The organism is Streptomyces sp. M41, from assembly GCF_043673425.1.
Classification (GTDB): domain Bacteria; phylum Actinomycetota; class Actinomycetes; order Streptomycetales; family Streptomycetaceae; genus Streptomyces.
Window position 1 is genome coordinate 1 of record NZ_JBIMKE010000036.1, and the last position, 20261, is coordinate 20261.

Annotated in this window: 23 protein-coding genes and 1 rRNA gene; 5 read left to right on the top strand and 19 right to left on the bottom strand. The window is 70.8% G+C overall.

What is annotated here, in order from left to right:
• A 5S ribosomal RNA gene (rrf, locus tag ACHBTE_RS31205) occupies positions 1-75 on the top strand; the annotation flags it as partial.
• A gap of 54 nt (positions 76-129) precedes the next feature.
• Here rrf and ACHBTE_RS31210 read toward each other — a convergent pair.
• On the bottom strand, positions 130-807 hold the full coding sequence (locus tag ACHBTE_RS31210) for a response regulator (protein WP_394728244.1): 678 nt from the start codon (positions 805-807) through the stop codon (positions 130-132).
• The gene (locus ACHBTE_RS31215; RefSeq protein WP_394728246.1) at positions 804-2072 is read right to left on the bottom strand and encodes a sensor histidine kinase; all 1269 of its coding nucleotides are present in this window, start codon (positions 2070-2072) and stop codon (positions 804-806) included. Before ACHBTE_RS31215 ends, ACHBTE_RS31210 begins: the two co-directional genes overlap by 4 nt.
• Before the next feature lie 85 nt (positions 2073-2157).
• On the opposite strand from ACHBTE_RS31215, the gene ACHBTE_RS31220 reads away from it, so the two are divergent.
• Positions 2158-2721 carry a GNAT family N-acetyltransferase gene (locus tag ACHBTE_RS31220; RefSeq protein ID WP_394728248.1) on the top strand — a complete coding sequence of 188 codons (564 nt, stop codon included), beginning with the start codon at positions 2158-2160 and terminating at the stop codon, positions 2719-2721.
• Between the two features lie 34 nt (positions 2722-2755).
• On the opposite strand, the gene ACHBTE_RS31225 is transcribed toward ACHBTE_RS31220, so the two are convergent.
• From ACHBTE_RS31225 to ACHBTE_RS31255, 7 genes are all read right to left on the bottom strand, one after another.
• Positions 2756-4330, bottom strand: a complete 1575-nt coding sequence (locus tag ACHBTE_RS31225) for a type IV secretory system conjugative DNA transfer family protein (protein WP_394728249.1) — start codon at positions 4328-4330, stop codon at positions 2756-2758.
• A gap of 10 nt (positions 4331-4340) precedes the next feature.
• Entirely contained in the window at positions 4341-5753 is a 1413-nt protein-coding gene (locus ACHBTE_RS31230) for an ATP-binding protein (RefSeq protein ID WP_394728251.1), read from the bottom strand.
• Between the two features lie 6 nt (positions 5754-5759).
• Positions 5760-7316 (bottom strand): SCO6880 family protein, encoded by a 1557-nt coding sequence (locus ACHBTE_RS31235; RefSeq protein ID WP_394728253.1) that lies wholly within the window; start codon positions 7314-7316, stop codon positions 5760-5762.
• Positions 7313-8632: a hypothetical protein gene (locus tag ACHBTE_RS31240; protein WP_394728255.1), complete on the bottom strand. Its 1320-nt coding sequence runs from the start codon at positions 8630-8632 to the stop codon at positions 7313-7315. Before ACHBTE_RS31240 ends, ACHBTE_RS31235 begins: the two co-directional genes overlap by 4 nt.
• Positions 8622-9452 carry a hypothetical protein gene (locus tag ACHBTE_RS31245; protein WP_394728257.1) on the bottom strand — a complete coding sequence of 277 codons (831 nt, stop codon included), beginning with the start codon at positions 9450-9452 and terminating at the stop codon, positions 8622-8624. The genes ACHBTE_RS31240 and ACHBTE_RS31245 overlap by 11 nt, the downstream gene beginning before the upstream one ends.
• A 207-nt stretch (positions 9453-9659) precedes the next feature.
• Positions 9660-9968 carry a hypothetical protein gene (locus ACHBTE_RS31250; protein ID WP_004000049.1) on the bottom strand — a complete coding sequence of 103 codons (309 nt, stop codon included), beginning with the start codon at positions 9966-9968 and terminating at the stop codon, positions 9660-9662.
• A gap of 380 nt (positions 9969-10348) precedes the next feature.
• Positions 10349-10951 (bottom strand): TetR/AcrR family transcriptional regulator, encoded by a 603-nt coding sequence (locus ACHBTE_RS31255; RefSeq protein WP_394728259.1) that lies wholly within the window; start codon positions 10949-10951, stop codon positions 10349-10351.
• Between the two features lie 89 nt (positions 10952-11040).
• Here ACHBTE_RS31255 and ACHBTE_RS31260 point away from each other — a divergent pair, with 89 nt between their 5' ends.
• On the top strand, positions 11041-11988 hold the full coding sequence (locus tag ACHBTE_RS31260; protein WP_394728261.1) for an oxidoreductase: 948 nt from the start codon (positions 11041-11043) through the stop codon (positions 11986-11988).
• On the opposite strand, the gene ACHBTE_RS31265 is transcribed toward ACHBTE_RS31260, so the two are convergent.
• The gene (locus ACHBTE_RS31265; protein ID WP_394728391.1) at positions 11985-12248 is read right to left on the bottom strand and encodes an HAD family hydrolase; all 264 of its coding nucleotides are present in this window, start codon (positions 12246-12248) and stop codon (positions 11985-11987) included. The two genes, ACHBTE_RS31260 and ACHBTE_RS31265, sit on opposite strands and share 4 nt — an antisense overlap.
• Here ACHBTE_RS31265 and ACHBTE_RS31270 point away from each other — a divergent pair.
• Together ACHBTE_RS31270 and ACHBTE_RS31275 are read left to right on the top strand one after the other, a co-directional pair.
• Positions 12138-12389 (top strand): hypothetical protein, encoded by a 252-nt coding sequence (locus ACHBTE_RS31270; RefSeq protein WP_394728263.1) that lies wholly within the window; start codon positions 12138-12140, stop codon positions 12387-12389. The genes ACHBTE_RS31265 and ACHBTE_RS31270 overlap by 111 nt on opposite strands.
• A 53-nt stretch (positions 12390-12442) precedes the next feature.
• Positions 12443-13201: a PIG-L family deacetylase gene (locus ACHBTE_RS31275; protein ID WP_394728393.1), complete on the top strand. Its 759-nt coding sequence runs from the start codon at positions 12443-12445 to the stop codon at positions 13199-13201.
• 7 nt (positions 13202-13208) lie between these two features.
• Here ACHBTE_RS31275 and ACHBTE_RS31280 read toward each other — a convergent pair whose 3' ends face one another.
• From ACHBTE_RS31280 to ACHBTE_RS31320, 9 genes are all read right to left on the bottom strand, one after another.
• A complete protein-coding gene (locus ACHBTE_RS31280) occupies positions 13209-13556 on the bottom strand; it encodes a DUF1330 domain-containing protein (protein ID WP_394728265.1) in 348 nt (115 codons plus the stop codon).
• A gap of 162 nt (positions 13557-13718) precedes the next feature.
• Positions 13719-14339, bottom strand: coding sequence for a hypothetical protein (locus ACHBTE_RS31285; protein WP_394728267.1), 621 nt, complete (start codon positions 14337-14339; stop codon positions 13719-13721).
• Positions 14329-15225: a phytanoyl-CoA dioxygenase family protein gene (locus tag ACHBTE_RS31290; protein ID WP_394728269.1), complete on the bottom strand. Its 897-nt coding sequence runs from the start codon at positions 15223-15225 to the stop codon at positions 14329-14331. The genes ACHBTE_RS31285 and ACHBTE_RS31290 overlap by 11 nt, the downstream gene beginning before the upstream one ends.
• 75 nt (positions 15226-15300) lie before the next feature.
• The gene (locus ACHBTE_RS31295; RefSeq protein ID WP_394728271.1) at positions 15301-16593 is read right to left on the bottom strand and encodes an MFS transporter; all 1293 of its coding nucleotides are present in this window, start codon (positions 16591-16593) and stop codon (positions 15301-15303) included.
• A gap of 16 nt (positions 16594-16609) precedes the next feature.
• On the bottom strand, positions 16610-18172 hold the full coding sequence (locus ACHBTE_RS31300; protein WP_394728273.1) for an amino acid adenylation domain-containing protein: 1563 nt from the start codon (positions 18170-18172) through the stop codon (positions 16610-16612).
• Positions 18172-18414: a phosphopantetheine-binding protein gene (locus ACHBTE_RS31305; RefSeq protein ID WP_394728276.1), complete on the bottom strand. Its 243-nt coding sequence runs from the start codon at positions 18412-18414 to the stop codon at positions 18172-18174. The genes ACHBTE_RS31300 and ACHBTE_RS31305 overlap by 1 nt, the downstream gene beginning before the upstream one ends.
• Positions 18414-19532 carry an acyl-CoA dehydrogenase family protein gene (locus ACHBTE_RS31310; RefSeq protein ID WP_394728278.1) on the bottom strand — a complete coding sequence of 373 codons (1119 nt, stop codon included), beginning with the start codon at positions 19530-19532 and terminating at the stop codon, positions 18414-18416. The genes ACHBTE_RS31305 and ACHBTE_RS31310 overlap by 1 nt, the downstream gene beginning before the upstream one ends.
• Positions 19529-19978, bottom strand: a complete 450-nt coding sequence (locus ACHBTE_RS31315) for a GNAT family N-acetyltransferase (RefSeq protein ID WP_394728280.1) — start codon at positions 19976-19978, stop codon at positions 19529-19531. The genes ACHBTE_RS31310 and ACHBTE_RS31315 overlap by 4 nt, the downstream gene beginning before the upstream one ends.
• Complete coding sequence (locus tag ACHBTE_RS31320) at positions 19971-20261, bottom strand: hypothetical protein (protein ID WP_394728282.1); 291 nt, start codon at positions 20259-20261, stop codon at positions 19971-19973. Before ACHBTE_RS31320 ends, ACHBTE_RS31315 begins: the two co-directional genes overlap by 8 nt.

The window sequence follows — 20261 nt, forward strand, 5'->3', positions numbered from 1 at the left end:
AACCCGGAAGCTAAGCCTTACAGCGCCGATGGTACTGCAGGGGGGACCCTGTGGGAGAGTAGGACGCCGCCGAACAATTATTCAAAAAGGCCCACACCTTACGGTGTGGGCCTTTTTGCATTTCGCACTTCAGGACGGCTCCACCAGGCCCGTGTCGTAGGCCAGAATCACCGCCTGGATTCGGTCCCTCGAGCCCGTTTTGGCGAGGATGCGGCCCACATGGGTTTTCACCGTCGACTCCGCCAGGTGGAGGCGGGTGGCTATCTCGGTGTTGGTCCAGCCCTTGCCGACCACCGTGAGGATCTCCAGTTCGCGATCGGTGAGGCTGGTGAGCCGGGCGTCCACGGGGGTGGAGTCCCGGGTGTCGGCGGTGCCTGGTTTCGGCAGGTGGTGGACGTACGCGTCGAGGAGGCGGCGGGTCAGGCTGGGGGCGACCACCGCGTCGCCGGTGGCCACGGCGCGGATTCCGGAGAGGAGTTCTTCCGGCTGGGCGTCCTTGACGAGGAAGCCGGAGGCTCCGGCGCGGAGGCCGGCGTAGGCGTACTCGTCCAGGTCGAACGTGGTGAGGATCAGGACGCGGGTGCGGTCGCCGGCGGCGGTGATGCGGCGGGTGGCCTCGATGCCGTCCAGGCCGGGCATGCGGACGTCCATCAGGACCACGTCGGGGAGCAGTTCCGCGGTCATACGGACCGCCTCGCTGCCGTTGGACGCCTCGCCGAGCACCGTCATGTCGTCCTGGCTCTCCAGCAGCATCCGGAAACCGAAGCGCTGGAGGGGCTGGTCGTCGGTGATGAGAACGGTGGTCACTGCGGGAGTTCCTCCGGGAGGTGCAGATGGACGCGCCAGCCCTGTTCGGGGTGTGGGCGTGGGCCGGCCTCAAGTGTGCCGTCGTACAGGGCTGTTCGCTCGCGCATTCCGGGCAGGCCGCGGCCGTTGGTGGTGTCGGCGGGGCCGTGGGCCTTGCTGCCGGTGTCGGTGACTGTCGCGGTGACGGCGCCCTTCTCACCGTAGGAGAGCCGTATGTGGGCCGTGGTGTGGGGGCCGGCGTGTTTGAGGGTGTTGGTGAGGGCTTCCTGGATGACGCGGTAGACGGTGAGCTGGCGGCCCGGGGGGAGGGCCGGGGTGCCGTCGACGGTGGTGTGGACGGGGAGGCCGGCTGCCCGTACGCCGTCGATGAGCTGGTCGAGGTCGGTGAGTGTCGGCTGGGGGGTCAGTTCGGCTTCGGGAGTGGTGGGGTCGTGCTCCTCGCGCAGGACGTCGAGGAGGCGGCGTAGTTCGCCGAGGGCCTGGCGGCTGGTGGTGCCGATGGCGTGCAGGGCCTGGGCGGCGCGTTCCGGGGACTTGGCGGCGGCGTACTGGCCGCCGTCGGCGAGGCCGGTGATGACGGAGAGGTTGTGGCCGATGATGTCGTGCATCTCGCGGGCGATGCGGGCACGTTCGGCCGCGGTGGCCAGCTGGGCCTGCTGGTCGCGTTCGATCTCCAGGCGGCGAGCCCGGTCCTCCAGGGCTTCGGTGTGGTCGCGGCGGGTGCGGACGGTGATGCCGATGGCCGCCGCCACGGCGATGGACATCAGGAGGGGGACGATGTCCTTGTCGGGGCTTCCCTGAGGGTGGCGGGCTGCCAGTACCGCCATGGGTGCGGTGATCAGCGCCGTCGCCCACCACAGGTTGCGGGTACGGCGGCGCAGGGCGATGTGGAAGACCACGAGCAGTTGGAGCAAGGCCGCCTGGAGGGCGATCCCGGTCCAGGCGTTGACCAGGGCGAAGGGGGCCATGACGAGGAGCGTGGCCCGGGGGTGGGCGCGGCGCAGGAGAAGAGGGACGGAGAGGGCGAGGCTCAGGGCGAGGACCAGGCCGCCGGGGTTGTCCTGGGCGCGGGCCACGTTGCGCCAGCCGCCGCCGTAGTAGTCGATCAGGGCTGCCGTCACCCAGAAGCCGGTCAGGTGGAGGTCCCACAGGAGGGGGTGGCGTCGGTCGAAGACGCGTATCCGGCGGCTGATGCGCTGGATGTGCTGGGTGAGGGGTTCCGTCGTTCGCTCGGGTGTGGCCTGCTCTTCCGTCACGTCGTCCATCGTCCGGGTTGCGGTGGCGGCGGGACAGGCCCGTGGGCATCATTCCGGGTGAGCGATGTCGTACCCGGGTACTACCGTGGCCGTCATGAGCACCATGAGCCCCGGGGCCTACGTCATCCGGTCGATACGGGCCGACGAGTGGCCCGCCGCCAAGGAGTTGCGGCTGGACGCGCTGCGGGACCCGGTCGCGCCGCTTGCCTTTCTGGAGACGTATGAGGAGGCTCTGGCCCGGCCGGACTCGTTCTGGCAGGAGCGTGCCGCCCGTGCCTGCGAGGGGGCCGACGAGGCGCAGACGATCATCGCCGAGCGGCCCGACGGGGTGTGGGTCGGGACGGTGACCGTGCTGGTCGAGGAGCCGGGGACGACCGACTGGGCGGGGTTTGCCGTGGAGCGGAAGCAGGGGCATGTCGTCGGTGTCTTCGTGCGGCCCGAGGAGCGCGGGAGCGGTCTGACCGAGGTGCTCTTCGACGCCGGGCTGGAGTGGGCGTGGTCGCGGGGCGCCGAGCGGGTGCGGCTGATCGTGCACGAGGAGAACGAGCGGGCGCAGCGGTTCTACCGGAAGGTCGGGTTCGAACCCAGCGGGGTGACCGTGCCGCTCGCGGCGGCTCCGGGGCAGGTCGAGTTGGAGTTCGTCATCGAGCGGCCGTGAGGTGGTCCGCCGGGCGGGGTGTGGACGCGCCCGCTTACACCGGGAGTTCGTCGTGGGGCCAGCGGGAGCGGGCTTGTTCCCGGGACCGGAGCAGGGCCAGGGTCGGCATGCCCCGGTCCGCTCCGGTTACCAGCAGCTCCGGGAGCTGGGGAAGTGGAGCCACGGCGGCGACGTCGTCCAGGACGAGCGTCAGTGGTGGGTCGAGGCGACCGGAGGATGACCGTTCGGCCATGCGCCGGCCGCGCTCGACCACGCTCGAGACGAGGGCTGTCAGGAAGGGCATCGCGCCCGGGTTGCTCCTGGGGTCCTCGATGGATTCACCCACCACATAAAGCGTGCCCCCTTCATGGACAAAGGAATCCAAGGCAAGGGCATCAGTTCGGTTTGGAGTGCAGGCCTGGCGGATGTTCACCGTGAGGAGGGAGGCGAGGGCTCTGCCGGCCAACTCCTGGGCCATGTCCCGGCGTTCGGGGTGGGCGGTGAGGGCGGCTTCGAGTTCGCCCGCGGAGCCCGGTGCCGCCTTCGGATTGGTACGGAGGGTGCGTACGGCGTCCTGGACCTGGGTGCCCTGGGACCAGCGGTGCACATGGCGCATCGTGCGGCCGTCGATGGCGGCGGCGTGGAGGTAGCTGCGCAAGAGGGTCTCGGCGGTGTCACTGACGGCCTGGTCGAGGCGGGAGGTGGGGCGGACCGGGGTCAGCAGGGCGACCGCTCGTGAGGCGGCCGTCTGCTTGTCCTCGCAGCCGGTGGTGGGGGACCAGTGGAGGCGGGACGGGGTGTCGCAGAGGTGGGTGGGATCGTAGAGGTGGGTGGGGCCCAGTTTGGCTCTGGCGTCCTTGCTCTCCTGCCAGAGGTCCGGGTTCGAGGTGAGGACGAGGGCGGGGCCTGCCGCGTCGCGCACGGCCTGGGCCGCGGTCTGCCGGCGTTGCTCCCTCGGGGCCACGAGGATCTTCTCCGAACCGCCCACCGGCTCCGCGAGCACCGGGCTGTGGGCGTGCCGGTCGGGCTCAGGGTGTTGCAAGGGCGGTGACGGATGCACCCCCGTCGGCTGTGCCTGCGCCTGAGCCTGCGACTGCAGTTGGGGCTGGGGCTGGGGCTGGGGCAGAGGCTCGGGCTGGTGCTGGAGTCGTGGCTCCGGCCTCGGTGCCGGTACGTCGGCCGTGGCAGGGGCCGGGCCCGGTGGTGGCCCGGCCTCCTCCTGCTCCCCGGTGTTCCCGGTCTTGCCCGTCCGGCGTGCCGCGCGCACCGCTCGCCACCTGGCCACCGTCCCGAGTACGAACACGGTGAGGACGACCAGGACCATCAGCTGGCCTATGAACAGGCCCCAGAACAGGCCGTAGCCCGAGAGCTGGGGGGCCGCTGCCTCCGGCCAGGCGCCGGGGATGTCGTGGGGCTGCTCGATCAGGTGGCGCATGGCCAGGGGGGTGCGGGCGAAGGTGACGCCGGTCGGCCAGGAGCCGTGGGCGAACAGGGCGGCCAGGCCCGTCGCCGTCCACACCAGCAGGGTCATGCCGAGCAGAAAGCCGAGTAGGCCGATCAGCAGGCCATCGGGGATGCCTCCCTGGGCGTCCCGCTGGTCCCGGTGTGCGCGGCGGTCGTCCGGTCTCAACGCTTCCCCCTTACGCCACCGTCGACTCGGAGTCGCCCAGGTGCTGCTCCACGAAGGCCGCCGCTCGTTCCTCCGCCTCCAGCTCGGCGGCGCGCAGGGCGTCGTCGGCCAGGTGGTCGCTCGCCGATTCGGTCATCGCGCGGTCGGTGAAGACCAGGGGGCGTTCGGTCTCGGTGACCAGGTGTTTGACGACCTGGACATTGCCGTTGACGTCCCACACGGCGATGCCTGGGGTGAGGGAGGGGATGATCTCCACCGCCCAGCGTGGCAGACCGAGGACGCGGCCCGTCGCCCTGGCCTCGTCGGCCTTCTGGGCGTAGATCGTCCTGGTCGACGCCATCTTCAGGATCGCCGCGGCCTCCTTCGCCGCCGCGCCGTCGACGACGTCGGACAAGTGGTGGACGACGGCGACGAAGGACAGGCCGAGTCGGCGGCCGAACTTCAGCAGGCGCTGGAACAGCTGGGCCACGAACGGGCTGTTGATGATGTGCCAGGCCTCCTCGACCAGGAAGATGCGCTTCTTCCGGTCGGGGCGGATCCAGGTGTGCTCCAGCCAAACGCCGACGATCGCCATCAGGATCGGCATCGCGATGGAGTTGCGGTCGATGTGGGACAAATCGAACACAATGAGCGGCGCGTCGAGGTCGATGCCGACCGTCGTGGGGCCGTCGAACATGCCCCGCAGGTCACCGTCGACGAGACGGTCCAGCACCAGTGCCACGTCCAGGCCCCAGGCCCGTACGTCGTCTATGGCGACGTTCATCGCCTCGGCGGACTCTGGTTCGGGGTGGCGTAGCTGCTCGACGATGTCGGTCAGGACGGGCTGGCGTTCGACGATGGTCTCGTTGACGTAGGCGTGCGCGACCTTCAGCGCGAAGCCCGAGCGCTCGTCGAGGCCGTGGCCCATCGCGACCTCGATGATCGTGCGGAGCAGGGCCAGCTGGCCCGTCGTCGTGATCGAGGGGTCGAGCGGGTTGAGGCGGATGCCCATGTCCAGGGCGGCCGTCGGGTCCAGGCGGATGGGAGTTATCCCCAGCTCCTGCGCGATGAGGTTCCATTCGCCGACGCCGTCCTCGCCCTGGGCGTCCAGGACGACGACCTGCCGGTCGCGGAAGCGCAGCTGGCGCAGGACGTACGTCTTCTCCAGGGCCGACTTGCCGTTGCCGGACTCGCCGAGGACCAGCCAGTGGGGGGCGGGGAGCTGCTGGCCGTACAGCTGGAAGGGGTCGTAGATGTAGCCCTTCCCGGAGTACACCTCGCGGCCGATGATGACGCCCGAGTCGCCGAGGCCGGGGGCGGCGGTCGGGAGGTAGACCGCCTGGGCCTGGCCCGTCGACGTGCGCACCGGCAGCCGGGTCGTCTCGACCTTCCCGAACAGGAAGGACGTGAAGGCGTCGGTGAGGACGGACAGCGGGTCCCGCATCAGGTCCTACCTCCGAATGCCGGTGGCGAAGGGGAGTGTGTTGACGAATGCCCGGTGATGCTCGCGGTCGCACCATTCCAGCTTCAGATACGACTTTCCGGCCGACGCCCGGATGGTCCGCTTGTCGCGGGCGAGCGCCTCGGGGCTACGGGAGGAGACGGTGATGTAGCCGACGAGGTTCACTCCGGCGGCGCCGCTCGCGAGGTCCTCGCCGCGCTGGTCGAGGCGGTTGTGGGCGGCGACGTCGCGGGGGTCGACGGTGCGGTTCATCTTGGCGGCGCGGCTCGCCTCCGCCTCGTCGTTCGTCTTCTCGGTCAGCATGCGCTCGATGGCGACCTCGGTGGGTTCGAGATCCATCGTGACGGCGACCGTGCGGATGACGTCCGGGGTGTGGACCAGCAGCGGCGCCAGGAAGTTGACACCGACCGGGGTCATGGGCCACTCCTTCACCCAGGCCGTGGCGTGGCACCAGGGGGCGCGGGTGGAGGACTCGCGGGTCTTCGCCTGGAGGAACGTCGGCTCCATGGCGTCCAGCTCGGCCGGCCAGGCGTTGCGCTTCGTCATCGCCTGGATGTGGTCGATCGGGTGGTCCGGGTCGTACATGGAGTGGATGAGGGAGGCGAGCCGGCCCTGGCCGAGCGGCTGGCGGACCCGGATGTCGGCCTCCTGGAGGCGCGAGCAGATGTCGGTGAGTTCGCGGGCCATGACGACCGCGAGACCGGCGTCCCGGTCGACCTTGCCGCCGTGCGCGCGGGCCGCGCGGGCCATCGCGAGGGCCTCGGCGGCCAGTTCGCGGGTGAAGTGCATGCAGGCGACGAGGTAGGCGCGGTGCTGCTCGCTGCTCGTCGACACCATGGACTGGAGTTGGTCGTACGACTGCTGGAGCCAGCCCGGGGACCGCTCGTCGCCGCGTACGGCGACGTCCTTGGCGTGGGCGTCGGGGTCGGCGGGGAGGGTGCGGGCGAGCATCTGAAGGCGGGTCACGAAGCCGTCGCCGTTGGCCACATGCTTGAGCAGGGTGCCGAAGCGGTCGACGAGGGCTTCCTGGTCCTCGGAGTCCCGCAGGCCGACGCCGGGGCCCTCGATCTCGATGGCGGCGGTCACCGTGCGGCGGTCGGCGTGCAGGAGGACGGCGATCTCGTCCGGCCCGAAGGGGGCGGCGAGCCAGGTGATCCGGCCGATGCCGGGCGGCGGGCCGACCTCGACCTCGCGGCCGTCGAGGTGGGTGCCTGCCTCGACGGCCGCGGAGCGGTAGGTCGTGCCCTGGCGCAGGGTGCGCTTGTAGCTGCGGTTGATCTCGAACCACTTGTAGAAGGTCCGGTGCTTGTACGGCACGTACACCGCGGCCAGCGCGAGCATCGGGAAGCCCATGAGCAGCACGATGCGCGCCGACAGGACGGGGACGAGGAGGCCGCACATCATGCCGAGGAACGCGCCCGCGATGATCAGCGCGATCTCGCCGGTCTCACGGTTGCGTCCGACGACGGCGTTCGGCCGGGCGCGGCCGATCAGATATGTACGGCGGGGCGTGACCGGATGGGACACATGGGACTCGGTCGTCAACGCCCGTCACCTCCTGAACGATTGCTGTTGCGGGTGTTGCCGGCGTGGGGGGTGTTCACCGGGCTGCTCGAGCGGGGTGCGGGTGCGGCGGAGGGGACAGATCCGCCGCCTCCGTTCGAGGAGCGCGAGCTGTGTGCGGCGACGCCGCCGGAGGCGGGGTTGGAGGGGCGCGAGCCGCCGCCGTTGCTGTCCGCGCGGCTGCTGTGGGTCTTGATGCCCTGGGCGACGAGGGTCGCCGGGGAGCTGATGACCGCGGCGGCCTTGCCTTCGGCGCCGCGCATGATGCGGTTGTTGCGGGAGCCGGCGATCTCGTCGCCGAAGCCGGGGACGAAGCGGTAGATCATCGCGCTGGCGAAGATGGCGAGCAGGATGATGGCGAGGCCGGAGACGACGGCGGAGAACGCGTTCGGGCCGTCGTCGGAGGAGAGTGCGCCGGCGAGGCCCAGGACGATGACGATGACCGGCTTCACGAGGATGACCGCGATCATGATGCCGGCCCAGCGGCGGACGTGGCCCCACAGGTTCTTGTCGACGAGGCCGGCGTAGACGACGGTGCCGAGGAGGGCGCCGACGTAGAGCAGGGCGGCGCGGATGACGAGCTCCAGCCACAGGACGCCGGCGGCGAGGATGCTGACGAGGGAGACCACGATCAGCATGATCGGGCCGCCGCCGATGTCCTCGCCCTTCTCCAGGGCGCCGGAGAAGGTGCCGAAGAACGTGTCGGTCTGGTCGCCGGTCGTCTTCGCCAGTACGTCCGTGATGCCGTCGGTCGCCGATACGACGGTGTAGAGGATCAGGGGCGTGAACGCGGACGCCAGCACCGTCAGCCAGAGGAAGCCGATCGCTTCGCTGATGGCGGTGGTGAGGGGGACGCCCCGCACGGCCCGCTTGGCCACGGCCAGCAGCCACAGGAGCAGGGTGAGGATCGTCGACGCCGCGAAGACCACGGCGTACTGCTGGAGGAACTTGGCGTTGGTGAAGTCGACGTCGGCGGTCTCCTGCACGGCGTCACTGAGCTGCTTGACGGTCCAGCTCGCCGCGTCCGCACAGCCCTTGGCGAGGGAGCCGAGGGGGTCGAGGGTGGAGGTGGGGTCGGTGAGGGAGGGGGTGGAGCCGGAGCGGTTGGAGCCGTCGTTGTCTTGTTCGCAGTATTGCTTGGCAGGACCGATGAGCAGGTCACAAGGGTCGTCGCTGGGCGATGGTGCGGGTGTAGGTGTGGGAGCCGCGTAGGCGCGGCTGGCCAGCAGAACGACACTGGTCTGTGCGGTGACCAGCAAGGCCGTGAGCTTGAGTACGCGACGTGGGCTACCGGGCATAAGTGAACCCTCCGTACTCCTCGATGGCCTTGCTGATCTCGTCGGAGTTGGCAGCTCTGTCGTCACCAGGAACTGGCGCTGGGCCGTCCCTTTGAGTGTCCGCGGTGATCTTCCAGTCGTCGTTGATCCACTGCAGGTCGAAGGTCCAGGTTTTCCAGGTGGAACTCACGGGGTCGGTGGAGCTTTGACCGGACATGCCGATGAGGCCCATGTACCAGACGGAGACCTTCGCGCTGCCCTCGCCGAACTGCTCGACTTTGGTGCCCACAGGCACAGTCCGCGACACGAAAGTGCTGCCTTCTGGAGCGAAGCCATCGGCATCGAGGCCCAACTTGCTGAGAAAGTCAGCCGAGTATGCCTGGTCCATCGCAGCCTGGAGCTTGGCTGCTGCCGTCGGCGTGTAGATCGTGTCGACGATGCGATGCCGGCTCGCCTTGTTGAACATGCCTGTCGAACCCAGCGTCACCGCAAAGTTGGACGCCGCACTCTGCGCCCCCTGCTCATCCCGCGCGAACCCCGTCGGGATCCCCCCGGCCTTCCCCTGTACCGGCTTGGAGCCGCTTGCGGCGGTGGCCGTGGAATTCGGCTGGTTCTCGTCCCCGGCGGTGGTGTCGGAATCGTCGCCTCCACGGTTCGCGAAGGCGATCGCGGCGATGAGGAGGACCACCACGCCGACCACGGTCACCAGGCTCCGGGACGACGAGCGGCCACCTCGTCGCCCGCTTCCGTACCCGTCGGCGCCGCTCTCGGGCAGCCGTGTCCTGGTCTGACCGGTGCCTCCGTAACCGCCGGAGGACTCCCGTTCGTCTCCGAGACTCATGCCGCGCACGCCCCCTCGACGTCGGACAAAAACACGTAGGAGTACGACGGTAGCCGTGCTGGTTCCCGCATGGGTGCGGTGTGGTGACTCGACATCAGGGAAACGCAACCTCAGCCGGTTGGGCACGACGGGTGGGTGGGGGACGGGAGGGGCCGGGCGTGCCCGGAGCGGACGGAGGGATCGGGGTGAGGGGAGCCGACGAAACGGTTATACGGCCATGCCGTACACGATGGTGAACAGCGTGCCCAGTGAGCCGATGATGAAGACGCCCGTCAGACCGGCGATGATCAGACCCTTGCCCTGCTCCGCGCTGAACGTGTCGCGCAGCGCCGTGGCGCCGATGCGCTGTTTGGCCGCGCCCCAGATGGCGATGCCGAGGCAGATCAGGATGGCCACCGCCATCACGACCTCGATCATCACCTTCGCCTCGTTGCCCAGGCTGCCGAAGGGACCCCAGTCCGGAGCGATCCCGCCGATGATGGTGTTGATGTCGCCCTTATCGGCCGCAAAGAGCATGTAAGTCACCGCCCCTGTTGGGTAGTTCCGCAGTCCCCTGCGCCGCGCAGAGGTCAGGTCTCATTCTCGCCGACATTGTCGCCGTCGTATGTCGACTTGGCGTCATTGATGGGCGGGATTCGTACGAATAGCTCGTACGGTCACTCTGTGTATCACGGCAGGTCACGCCGGGCAACGAGGCCGGAGCGGAACCTGTCGTGTGGTTCCGTCGTTAGCCCTCTTCACCCCGGGTCCCGTTTCTGGCGGCCGGTCGGGTGAGCGGTCGTGCCCGTGTTCTGCGGGTGAAGGCTATCCCGGGAGGGCGAAGGGGGTGTGGCGGGGTGGCCTGCCCGTGGGGGTGGGTGTGTTGACGGGGGGTCAGGGCGCCGGGGTGGGGGGCGTCAGCGGGGTTTCAGGCCGTGCAGCAGGTGGTGGACCAGGCCCTCCACGCCCGCGAGGGCCGCTTCGGGGGTCAGCCAGCCGGCGGTGATGAAGGCGGACACGCCATGGAGGGCGGCGCCCGTGACGAGGTTCAGCTCCTCGGGGTCGCCGGGGATGATCTCGCCGCGCTTCTGGGCGTCCCCGAGGACCCGTTCGAGGGTGCCCACCGTGCGGTCCACGGCCGCTGCCATCTGTTCGGAGGCGTCGGGGTCGTGCTTACGGGCGTACATGAGCTCCAGGAGCTCGGCGTGGTCGATGGCGAAACCGAGATAGGCCCTGGCCAGGGAGGTGAGGCGGGGTTCCAGGGGGAGCTCGGGGTCGTCGGCGGTGCTCAGGGCCTGGGCGAGGCGCTCGTACCCGGCCAGGGCCAGCGCGTTGAGCAGGGCCTGCTTGTCCTTGAAGTGGCGGCCGGGGGCGGCGTGGCTGACGCCGACCTCGCGGGCCAGTTCGCGCAGGGAGAGGGAGCCGACGCCCTTCTCACGCAGGGTGCGTTCCGCGGCTGCGAGCAGGGCGGCGCGCAGGTCTCCGTGGTGGTAGGGGCGGGTCTCGGGCATGGGCACCATCGTAGCTTGATGTTGGCGTCGCCATCATTGTTGGCGGCGTCATCATTGTTGTCATTGACAGCATTGTTGGCGGCGCCTACATTCGAGACATGGCTGACCACACGAAGAAGAGCGACAAGGCATGGGACGCGGCCCGCCTCCCCGACCTCACCGGCCGCACGGCCGTCGTCACCGGCGCCAACAGCGGCATCGGGCTGACGGCGTCCGACGCCCTGGCCCGCGCGGGCGCGCATGTCGTGCTCGCCGTACGGGATCCGGAGCGGGGCCGGGCCGCCGCGGCGAAGGTGAGCGGCAGCACCGAGGTGCGGCGCCTGGATCTGGCGGATCTGTCGTCGGTACGGGAGTTCGCGGACGGCTGGCAGGGGCGGCCGTTGGACCTGCTGATCAACAACGCGGGCGTGATGATGCTGCCCCGGCAGCGGACCGCGGACGGCTTCGAGATGCAGTTCGGTACGAACCACCTCGGCCACTTCGCGCTGACGAACCTGCTGCTGCCGTACATCACCGACCGGGTGGTGACGGTCTCCTCCACAGCCCACCGTTGGTTCGGTGCGCGGATCCGCTTCGAGGACCTGGACTTCGCGTCCGGCTACGACCCGCAGCGCGCCTATGCGCAGTCCAAGCTGGCGAACCTCCTGTTCACGCTGGAACTCCAGCGCCGTCTGACGGAGTCCGGCTCCCCGGTGCGCGCCCTCGCCGCCCACCCCGGCTACGCCGCCACCAACCTCCAGAGCCACGCGGGCAACCCGGTGATGCGGGCGCTGATGAAGGTCGGCAACAGGTTCTTCGCGCAGGACGACCGGGCGGGCGCCCTGCCGACGCTGTACGCCGCCACGCAGGACCTGCCCGGCGCGAGCTACGTCGGCCCCGACGGGCTCGCTGAGATGCGGGGCACGCCGACGCTGGTGGGCCGGTCTGCGGCTGCCAGTGACGCGGCGGTGGCGCGGCGCCTGTGGACCGTGTCGGAGGAACTGACCGGGGTCGGCGCGCCTGTGGGGCAGGCGGGGCGGGCGGCTCGGGTGGACGCCGAGCGCTAGGCGGGACCGGTGGCCCGGGCCGCGCCGATGCCGGTGGCCGAGTGCTCGAAGGCCACGGAGTGCTCCGGGGCCGCGCCGAGCGCCGCGCAGGCCGTGCGGTGAAGGTCCGGCGCGGGCTTGGGTGAGCGGACCTCGTCGGCGGCGAACGAGTGGATGACATACGCGGCGAGACCGGCCGACTCCAGCGCCGTGTCCAGCAGTTCGCGCGGGCTGTTGGAGGCGACCGCTGTCTGTACGGCGTCCCGGCAGGCGCCTACCAGATCCGTCGCCCGGGGGCGGTGGCTCCCTGGGCCGGCTCCTTGCGGACCCCGGTCGGCGCCGTCCGGCAGCCCTCGGTGTCGACCGGCAGGCCGCCGCCGGAGTCGAGGACGACGCCCTGGGGCGCGGTGGGGGGCGCCTGAGTGCGCGTACTCCGGGGTATGCCGTACGCGGAGGTGATCGGACCATGCCGTCCATGCCGGTGCCCGGCCTGCTCGCCGTCTTCGCCCACCCGGACGACGAGTCCCTGTTCTCGGGCGGAGTCCTCGCCCGGCACGCCGCCGCGGGTGCCCGTACCGCGGTCGTCACGGCGACGTGGACCGCGGGCACCCGACGCGGCGCCGAACTGGCCGAGGCGCTGCGGATTCTCGGCGCGGGCGAGCCGCGGTTGCTCGGCTATGCCGACGCCGAGGTGCCACAGTCCGCGCCCGGCAGCCCGCCGTTGGTCGAGGCGCCGCTCGACGAGTCGGTGGGGAGGCTGGTCGCCCACATCCGGCGGTTCCGCCCGGAGATCGTGGTCACGCACGACGCCTACGGTGGTGTGTCCGGCCATCCCGACCATGTGCACACCCACCGGGTGACCGTCCTCGCCGTCCATGCGGCCGGGCTGGAGCGGCTCTACCCGGAGGCCGGTGAGCCCTGGCAGCCCACCGCCCTCTACCTGGCCACCCACCCGCACTCGGCCCTCGGGGCGCTCGGCGACCTGGCCCAGGCCGGCAAGGGCATGCGGACGGTGCCGGACGAGCGGGTCAGCGCGACCGTCGACGTGCGCCCCTGGCTGGAGCGGAAGTGGGCGGCCGTACTGGCTCATCGCAGTGAGGTGGAGCGGGGCGCGGCGCCGGGGCTGCTCGCCGGGTTTCCCACCGACGTCCGGGAGCGGATCCTCGGCACCGAGTGGTACATCCGGCACGACCCGGTCTCCCCCGTGTCGGGCCGGACGGAGCTGACCGCCTGAGCGCGCGTCAATCGGCGGACAGGGCCTCGCGCATGGTCTTCGCCGTGGCGGCGGGGTCGTAGCCCTCGGGGACACCCTCGACCAGGATGATGTCGCCCTCGATGTGCCGGGAGCGCAGCGGCGCGATCTCCTGGTACGCCGGTGAGTCCCACCAGGCGCGCGCCTGCGCGATCCCGGGGAAGCCGATCACCACGACATGCCCCGGCCAGCTGCCCTCCTTCGTCTCGTGCGGCGTGCCATGCACGAGGAAGTGACCGCCGTACGGTTCGAAGGTGCCGGGGATGCGCTCGATGTACTCGGCGATCTCCGGATGCGGGGCGGCGTCGCGGAGGTGGGCAATGGCGTAGGCGGTCATGGTTTCGTCCCCCTCGGTCGGGATCGGTGCCGGTGGTCATGAGCGTGGCATCCTGTCGCGCCGGGATCGATTACCCGCGAGGTAATGCGGGGCGGCCGCGGTCGGCAGGACGCCTGCGGACCGGGCCCGCCCGCCCGGGGGCGGGCAGGCGGGCCCGGTCGGCTAGGCCTGGGGTGTGGCCGGCCCCGGGGTGTCGGACACCCCCTGGGGACGGTCGAGTACCTGGGCGACGGTGAGGAAGGTTCTGACGCGGTCCGGGCGGGGTGTCTCGGCGACCGGGCGGAGATACCAGCGGGCCTTCGGGGCACGCTCGTTCCCGTTCTCCTCGCCGACCGCGGTGATGTCGTCCTCGGACACCTCGGTGAAGGCGTAGCCCTTCGCCGCGTCGCCCAGGACGGGGCAGTGCCGCACCGCCAGGCGCAGGCAGGTGCCGTGGATGGCGGACGACGTGATCACCGGCGATCCGTCCTCGGGTCGTTCGAGCGCCACCCAGGCCATGGTGTCGAGGTCGTCCCCGCACACCTGGCAGCCCCACAGACGGCGGCACAGCTCCGCCCTGATCCGCTCGACCTCCCGGAAGAGCGGCCCGCCGTCCCCCATCGGCGTGACCCAGGGAAAGGGCAGCCCGGCCACCAGGGGACGCGGCAGACCTGCCGGGTTCTGGAACTCCGCCCCCTTGTAGTGCGGCGGGTGGACGTAGACGACGTCCTTCATGCGCAGGCCGTCGTCCCGGTCACGCAGGTGGACGATCCTCTGGCCGGGGCGGACCCCCTCAGCGGGCAACGGTGCCCTCCTGAAGCCGCTCGATCATGCGCTCGGTCGTGGCCAGGGGGGCCTCCCCGGCGGAGGCGTCCGCGCCGGTGACGCCCGGCTGGTCGTTCCAGGTGTCGTGGCCCGCGAACGGGATGGTCTCGGACGGGGTGTACCGGGGCAGTTCGCGGTAGGTGTTCACACCCTCGACGGGCTTGCCGCGCACCAGTACCGGATCCAGGTACAGGCCCTGGCTCTCGATGCGGGTGGAGGTCGAGATGTAGCCGATGTCCAGCCCGCAGCGCCGCTTGGGCGAGGTGTTCGCCTCCGAGCAGTGCAGCAGATGCGGATGGTGGATGGAGACGTCGCCGGGGTTCAACTCGATGTCGACGACGCCCCGTTCCGCCGCCCACTGCGAGACCAGGTCGGTGTCGGCCTCGGAGAAGAGCATGTTGGGCTTGTCGGTGCGCAGGTTCGGCGGGTGCAGCGGCAGCTTGTGACTGCCGGGGATCATGCGCAGACAGCCGTTCTCGGTGGTGCTCTCGTCGATGGCGAGCCACACCGTCAGCGCCCGCATCGGCGCCAGCTTCCAGTAGGCGCCGTCCTGGTGCCACAGCACCGGATGGCCGTCGTACGGGGGCTTGCAGATGTAGTGCGCGGTGAAGCAGGCGAGGTCCGGGCCGAGGAAGCGCTCACCGATGTCCACCAGCCGTCGGTCCGACACCAGCCGTACCCAGAAGGCGTCGTTGCGGATCAGCGGGTGGTGAAAGTGCTCGGGACGCAGGTCCGGGTACCGGGCGGTCAGCCACTCGACGTGGCTGCGGGCCTCCCGCAGAAGGTCTTCGGGTATGACGTTGCGGATGATCGCGAAGCCGCGCTCCTCGTACTCGGCGGCGGCCTGCTCCAGTGGGGTGCTCATGTCTGTCTCCGAAAGAAGCGTTCGTCGTTTCTCTTTGGTGGTCGAAAGAATTGGTGGTCGAAAGGTGCGAGGTGCTCAGACCTCCCACTCGGCCGGGAGCGTGCGATGGCGGCGCAGCGGCGAGAGCAGCAGCAGGGCGAGGGGGAGGGCCATGACCAGCCCGCCGGCCCACAGGGCGGTCCCGGTGGACCAGTGGCCGGCGATCAGTCCGCCCACGAGCGCACCGATCGGGGTGGCGCCCTGGATGACGACGCTGTAGGCCGCGGTCACCCGGCCCATGTACGCGTCCGGAGTCACCCGTGCGCGCAGTCCCGCGGTGGAGACGGCCCGGCCGACGATGGCGAAGCCGATGAGGACCTCCGCGACCGCGATGAGAGGCACCGCGGCCTGCCGGAACACCCCGGCCAGCGGCGCCGCGACCACGGCGAAGGGGGCCAGGGCGGAGAACACCAGCGTCATGCGGATCTCGCCGAAGCGCCGGCGCAGGCGTGGCGCCAGCAGGGAGGTGACGAAGCCGGCGACGGCCCCGAGGGTGGACAGCAGGCCGTACAGCCAGGTGGCCACGCCGATCTCCCGCAGCAGGAAGACCGGCAGCATCGCCAGCAGAATGCCCGCGCCGATGTTGTTCAGTGCGGCCTGGTTGAGCAGCAGCCGCAGCAGCGGCTGCTGGAACAGGACGCGGATCCCGTCCTTGATCTCGTGCCAGAACCGCTGCTCGGCCTTGGCCGGGCCCCGCGCGACATCGCCGCGCGGGTGGAGTCCGCGCAGCAGCAGGAGCGAGGCGAGATGCCCCAGTGCGGCGGCGCAGTACAGCACCGGGGCGGCCACGCTCTGCGTCAGCACGCCCGCCACGCTGGGGGAGATGGCTCGGATGGCCGTCTCCGAGCTCTGGAGCCGGGCGTTGCCGTCCGCCACGCGCCGCCGGGGCAGCACGAAGGGCAGCACACTGCTGTGCGCCACGTCGAAGAAGACTCCGGCGAGGCTCACCACCAGGGCCACCACGACGAGTTGGGCCACGGTGAGCAGGTCGAGGAAGTAGGCGAGCGGCACACTGGCGAACGCGACCGCGTACGCGATGTCGGCGCAGATCAGCACCGGCTTCTTGCGCAGGCGGTCGATCCACACCCCGGCCGGCAGCCCGATGGTCAGGAAGCCGGCCCGGCTGCACATGAAGATCAGGCTCATCGTCAGTGGGCCGGCGTGCAGCAGGAGCAGTGCGGTGACCGGCAGGGCGAAGGAGGCCACCTCGGCAGCCGCGTAGCGGAATCCGTTCGCCGCCCAGAGCCGCCTGAAGTCAGGGACTTTGAGGACTTCTACGGCGTCATCGGCAGCGGGGTCGGCGGCGTCGGCGGACGAGGAGAGCGACACGGGGCGGTGCCTTTCTTCACTGGACGATCGTCAGCCCGGGGCTGTCGCCGAGGTCGGGCCGCGCGGCCAGCTCGGTGAGCGCGGTGCGGTCGACCTTGCCGTTGGCGTTCCTCGGCAGCTCGCCGGTGGCCAGGACGATCCGCTGCGGGATCATGTAGTGCGGCAGCCGGTCGCGCAGCAGCTGCGGCAGCGCCTTGACCTCGTCGATGCCGTCCGCGCTCACGAAGGCCGTGATGACGGTGGAGAACAGGGCGTCCGGTGTGGCCACGACCACGCAGTCGCGGATGCCGTCGACGGCGTGCAGATGCCGTTCGATCTCGCCCAGTTCGACGCGGAAGCCACGGGACTTAACCTGGGCGTCCCTGCGGCCGATGAATTCCAGCTCGCCCGCCGCGTTCTCCCGGACCATGTCCCCGCTGGCGTACCACGCGGGGCCGCCGTCCCTGGTGCGTACGAAGGCACGCGCCGTCTGTTCCGGGTCCAGGTAGCCCTCCATCAGCATGCTGCCGCGCACCAGCAGTTGGCCGGTCTCGCCGGACGCCACCGGGGCCAGGTCCTCGTCCACGACGGCGATCTCGGCGCCGGGCAGCACCCGGCCGATCGGGATGACCGCGTCGAGGGGTTGAGGGCCGCGCATCTCGTGGAAGGTGCAGACGTTGCTCTCGGTCGGCCCGTACACGTTGAGCAGCCGTATTCCCGGGACGGCTGCGAACAGGGCGTTCACATCGCCCGGCGGCAGCACCTCGCCGCCCACCACGGCGGCACGCAGCGACCCGAGCCGCGGCAGCAGCTCGGTGCCCCGGCGGGCGAGCCAGACCAGGGTCGACGTCACGGCGTACCAGACGGTGCCGCCCACCTGGTGGCAGAAGTCGATGTAGGCGGCCGGGAAGGGTGCCGCCGAGGCGGGCATCAGCGCGACGGCGGCGCCGACCCGAGCCGCCCCGAACAGGTGCAGGGTGGTCGGGTCGAAGTGCAGCGGCGCCGAGTTGACGATGACGTCCTGCTCGGTGAGCTCCAGCTCGGCGACCGACCAGTCGACGAAGGCGGAGGCGCTCGCGTGGGTGTGCACCACGCCCTTGGGGTGGCCGGTGCTGCCGGAGGTGTGGAACACGTAGGCGAGGTCCGGCAGGGGTGGCCGGGGGGTGGTGGCCGGGATCGCGAACCACAGGGGGTCGTGCGCCGAGGGCCCGGTCGGCAGCGGCAGCCAGGTGAGTCCGGGTGCCACCGTGAGCCACTGGTCGCGGGCCCGCGTGTCGGTGACGATGACGCGGGGCCGGCTGCGCTCGACGATGAGCCGGGCGCGGGCGACGGGGCCGTCCGGGTCGACAGGTATGTAGCCGGCGCCGGAGCGGAGGATGCCGTGCACGGCGGCCACGGCCGGACAGGATTTCGCGCCGTGCCAGGCCACGCTGTCCCCGGGCCGGACGTCCGCCCCGCGCAGCGCCTCGGCGATGACTTCGGCCATGGCGTCCAGCCGGGCGTAGTCGATGCTGCCGGTGCCGTCGATGACGGCGGTGCGCTCGCCATGACGGGCGGCGGTGGCCCGCAGGTCGTCCACCAGCGAGGGGCGGGCGGCCATCACAGCCCCTTGGACTTCAGGAACGCGCGGACGGCGAGCGGGGTCTCGAAGTGCGCCGGGAGGATCTCCGAGTCGCGCACGGTGACCGCGAACTCCTTCTCCAGCAGCGCCACCAGGCTGAGCAGCGACAGGGAGTCGATGATCCGGTGGGCGATGAGCTGGGTGTCCTCGCTCACCTCGGCGTCCGGCGCCACCTCGCGCACGGCCGCGAGCACCGCCCGCAGTACGGAGTCTTCTGCCATCACAAACCCAGCCCTTCCGCGATGATCTTCATCTGCATGTCCGAGGTCCCGGAGTAGTACCTGCTGGCCACCGCGTCGGTCAGCAGGGCGGCCGCCCCTGTCTCCGGCAGCAGTGCGTAGCCGCCGTACACGTCCGGGAGTTCCTGGCAGAACCGGTTGAACTCGGTGCTGACGTGCAGTTTCGTCAGGGAGGAACGGCCGTGGTCGAGGGCGCCCGCATCGGCCTGGCGAGCCGTGGCGAGCAGCAGCTCGCGTGCGCTGGTCAGGCTCATGTGCATCCGGACCAGACGCCTGCGGATCGTGTCGTACGAGGCGAGGGGCTGCCCGAACTGGCTGCGGGAGCGGGCGTGTTCCACGGCCTTGCGCAGGGCGCGTGCCATCAGCCCGAGGGTCGGGGCGAGGATGAACGCCCGCTCGTGGCGCATGGCGTGCATGAGGACGGCGAATCCGCCGCCGGGGCCGCCGAGCAGGTCGCCGTCGTCGACGACGCAGTCGTCCAGGTGCAGGGAGCCCAGGTCGGCGCCGGCCAGCCCGGTCTTGTCGATGACCGTGCCGATGTGCAGTCCGGGGGTGCCGCGCGGGACGAGGAACGCGGTGAGTCCGGACAGGGCGCTGCCGTCGGCCGTGCGGGCGAGGACGAGGAAGACGTCGGCCGCCGGCCCGTTGGTGACGAAGGTCTTGGCGCCGCTGAGCCGCCAGCGTCCCCCGGCGTCGCGTTCGGCGCTCGTGCGCAGGGACAGCAGATCGGAACCTGAGTCGTACTCGGTGGCCGCGAAGGCGCCTACCGCGGTGCCCGCGAGAAGCGGTGCCAGATACCGCTTGTGCTGGGCCTCGGTGCCGAACTCGAGCAGGGGTTCCTGGCAGGCCCACATCTGGGCGGCCATCGCGAAGGGCGGGCCGCTCAGACCGCTCTCCTGCGCGAAGGCCTCCAGCGCCAGGCACGCGGCCTCGTACCCGGCACCGCTGCCGCCCGCGGACTCGGGGACGGCGAGGGACATCAGGCCCTGGGCGGCGGCCGTGCGCCACAGGCCGTCGCTGTCGGGGGACTTGGCCGCCCAGGACCGCAGACCGCTCAGCCAGCCGGCGAACTCCGCCGGTGGCGAGGTCGGGTGCGTCACCACTGCTCGCCCTCCTCCCGGACGGGCCACCGGAACACATGGTGGGACTCGGTGAGCCCGAACTTGTCGAAGGTGGAGGGGCGTTGGCCGAGCGAGGCCAGCGCCAGAAGCTCCTGGTCCCGGCCCACGCCGAGGGTGGTGCCCAGCCAGTGGAAGATGTCCTCGGCGATGCCGGTGCCGCGGTCGTTCGGGCGCAGCTTGATCTCGTGGAGGATCAGCCGGCTCTTGCCGCCCGGCCGCAGCCGGCCGAGTGCGGTGAGGGCGAAGGCCGCGACGACCCGGCCGTCCGCCTCGGCGACATAGTGCGTGGTGCCGGGGGCGTGGGCGCGGTCCGTCATCCGGCGGGCGAACTCCGCGGTGTCACCGCCGCCGTAGATCTCACGGAGGGCCGCCACGTCGGCCTCGGTCGCCTCGCGGACGGTCCGTCGGCGTACCGGGCTAGCCACCGGCCACCGCCGACATGATCAGCACGGTGGTGCGCGGCGCCACTTCGACGTCCAGTGAGCCGAGATCGCGGATGTTGTCCTCTCCGAGATAGACGCTCACGAAGGGCAGAAAGCTCCCGTTGCCGTCCGCCAGGCGCCGGCGCAGTGCCGGGTGGCGTTCGTAGACCTTGTCGATGACCTCGCGGAAGGTGCCCGCGGGCACCGGGAACTTGGTCTCGCCGCCGGCGAACCGGGCGAGCGGGGTGGACAGGACGACCTCGACGTCCACGTCGGGCTCGGACAT

Coding starts and splice junctions, on each gene's coding strand:
- ACHBTE_RS31230 (WP_394728251.1), bottom strand. CDS start 5,753: ATGCGGGACCCGCTGTCCGTCCTCACCGACGCCTTCACGTCCTTCCTG.
- ACHBTE_RS31320 (WP_394728282.1), bottom strand. CDS start 20,261: ATGTCCGAGCCCGACGTGGACGTCGAGGTCGTCCTGTCCACCCCGCTC.
- ACHBTE_RS31280 (WP_394728265.1), bottom strand. CDS start 13,556: ATGACCGCCTACGCCATTGCCCACCTCCGCGACGCCGCCCCGCATCCG.
- ACHBTE_RS31275 (WP_394728393.1), top strand. CDS start 12,443: ATGCCGGTGCCCGGCCTGCTCGCCGTCTTCGCCCACCCGGACGACGAG.
- ACHBTE_RS31305 (WP_394728276.1), bottom strand. CDS start 18,414: ATGGCAGAAGACTCCGTACTGCGGGCGGTGCTCGCGGCCGTGCGCGAG.
- ACHBTE_RS31240 (WP_394728255.1), bottom strand. CDS start 8,632: ATGCCCGGTAGCCCACGTCGCGTACTCAAGCTCACGGCCTTGCTGGTC.
- ACHBTE_RS31255 (WP_394728259.1), bottom strand. CDS start 10,951: ATGGTGCCCATGCCCGAGACCCGCCCCTACCACCACGGAGACCTGCGC.
- ACHBTE_RS31215 (WP_394728246.1), bottom strand. CDS start 2,072: ATGGACGACGTGACGGAAGAGCAGGCCACACCCGAGCGAACGACGGAA.
- ACHBTE_RS31300 (WP_394728273.1), bottom strand. CDS start 18,172: ATGGCCGCCCGCCCCTCGCTGGTGGACGACCTGCGGGCCACCGCCGCC.
- ACHBTE_RS31250 (WP_004000049.1), bottom strand. CDS start 9,968: ATGCTCTTTGCGGCCGATAAGGGCGACATCAACACCATCATCGGCGGG.
- ACHBTE_RS31220 (WP_394728248.1), top strand. CDS start 2,158: ATGAGCACCATGAGCCCCGGGGCCTACGTCATCCGGTCGATACGGGCC.
- ACHBTE_RS31245 (WP_394728257.1), bottom strand. CDS start 9,452: ATGAGTCTCGGAGACGAACGGGAGTCCTCCGGCGGTTACGGAGGCACC.
- ACHBTE_RS31260 (WP_394728261.1), top strand. CDS start 11,041: ATGGCTGACCACACGAAGAAGAGCGACAAGGCATGGGACGCGGCCCGC.
- ACHBTE_RS31290 (WP_394728269.1), bottom strand. CDS start 15,225: ATGAGCACCCCACTGGAGCAGGCCGCCGCCGAGTACGAGGAGCGCGGC.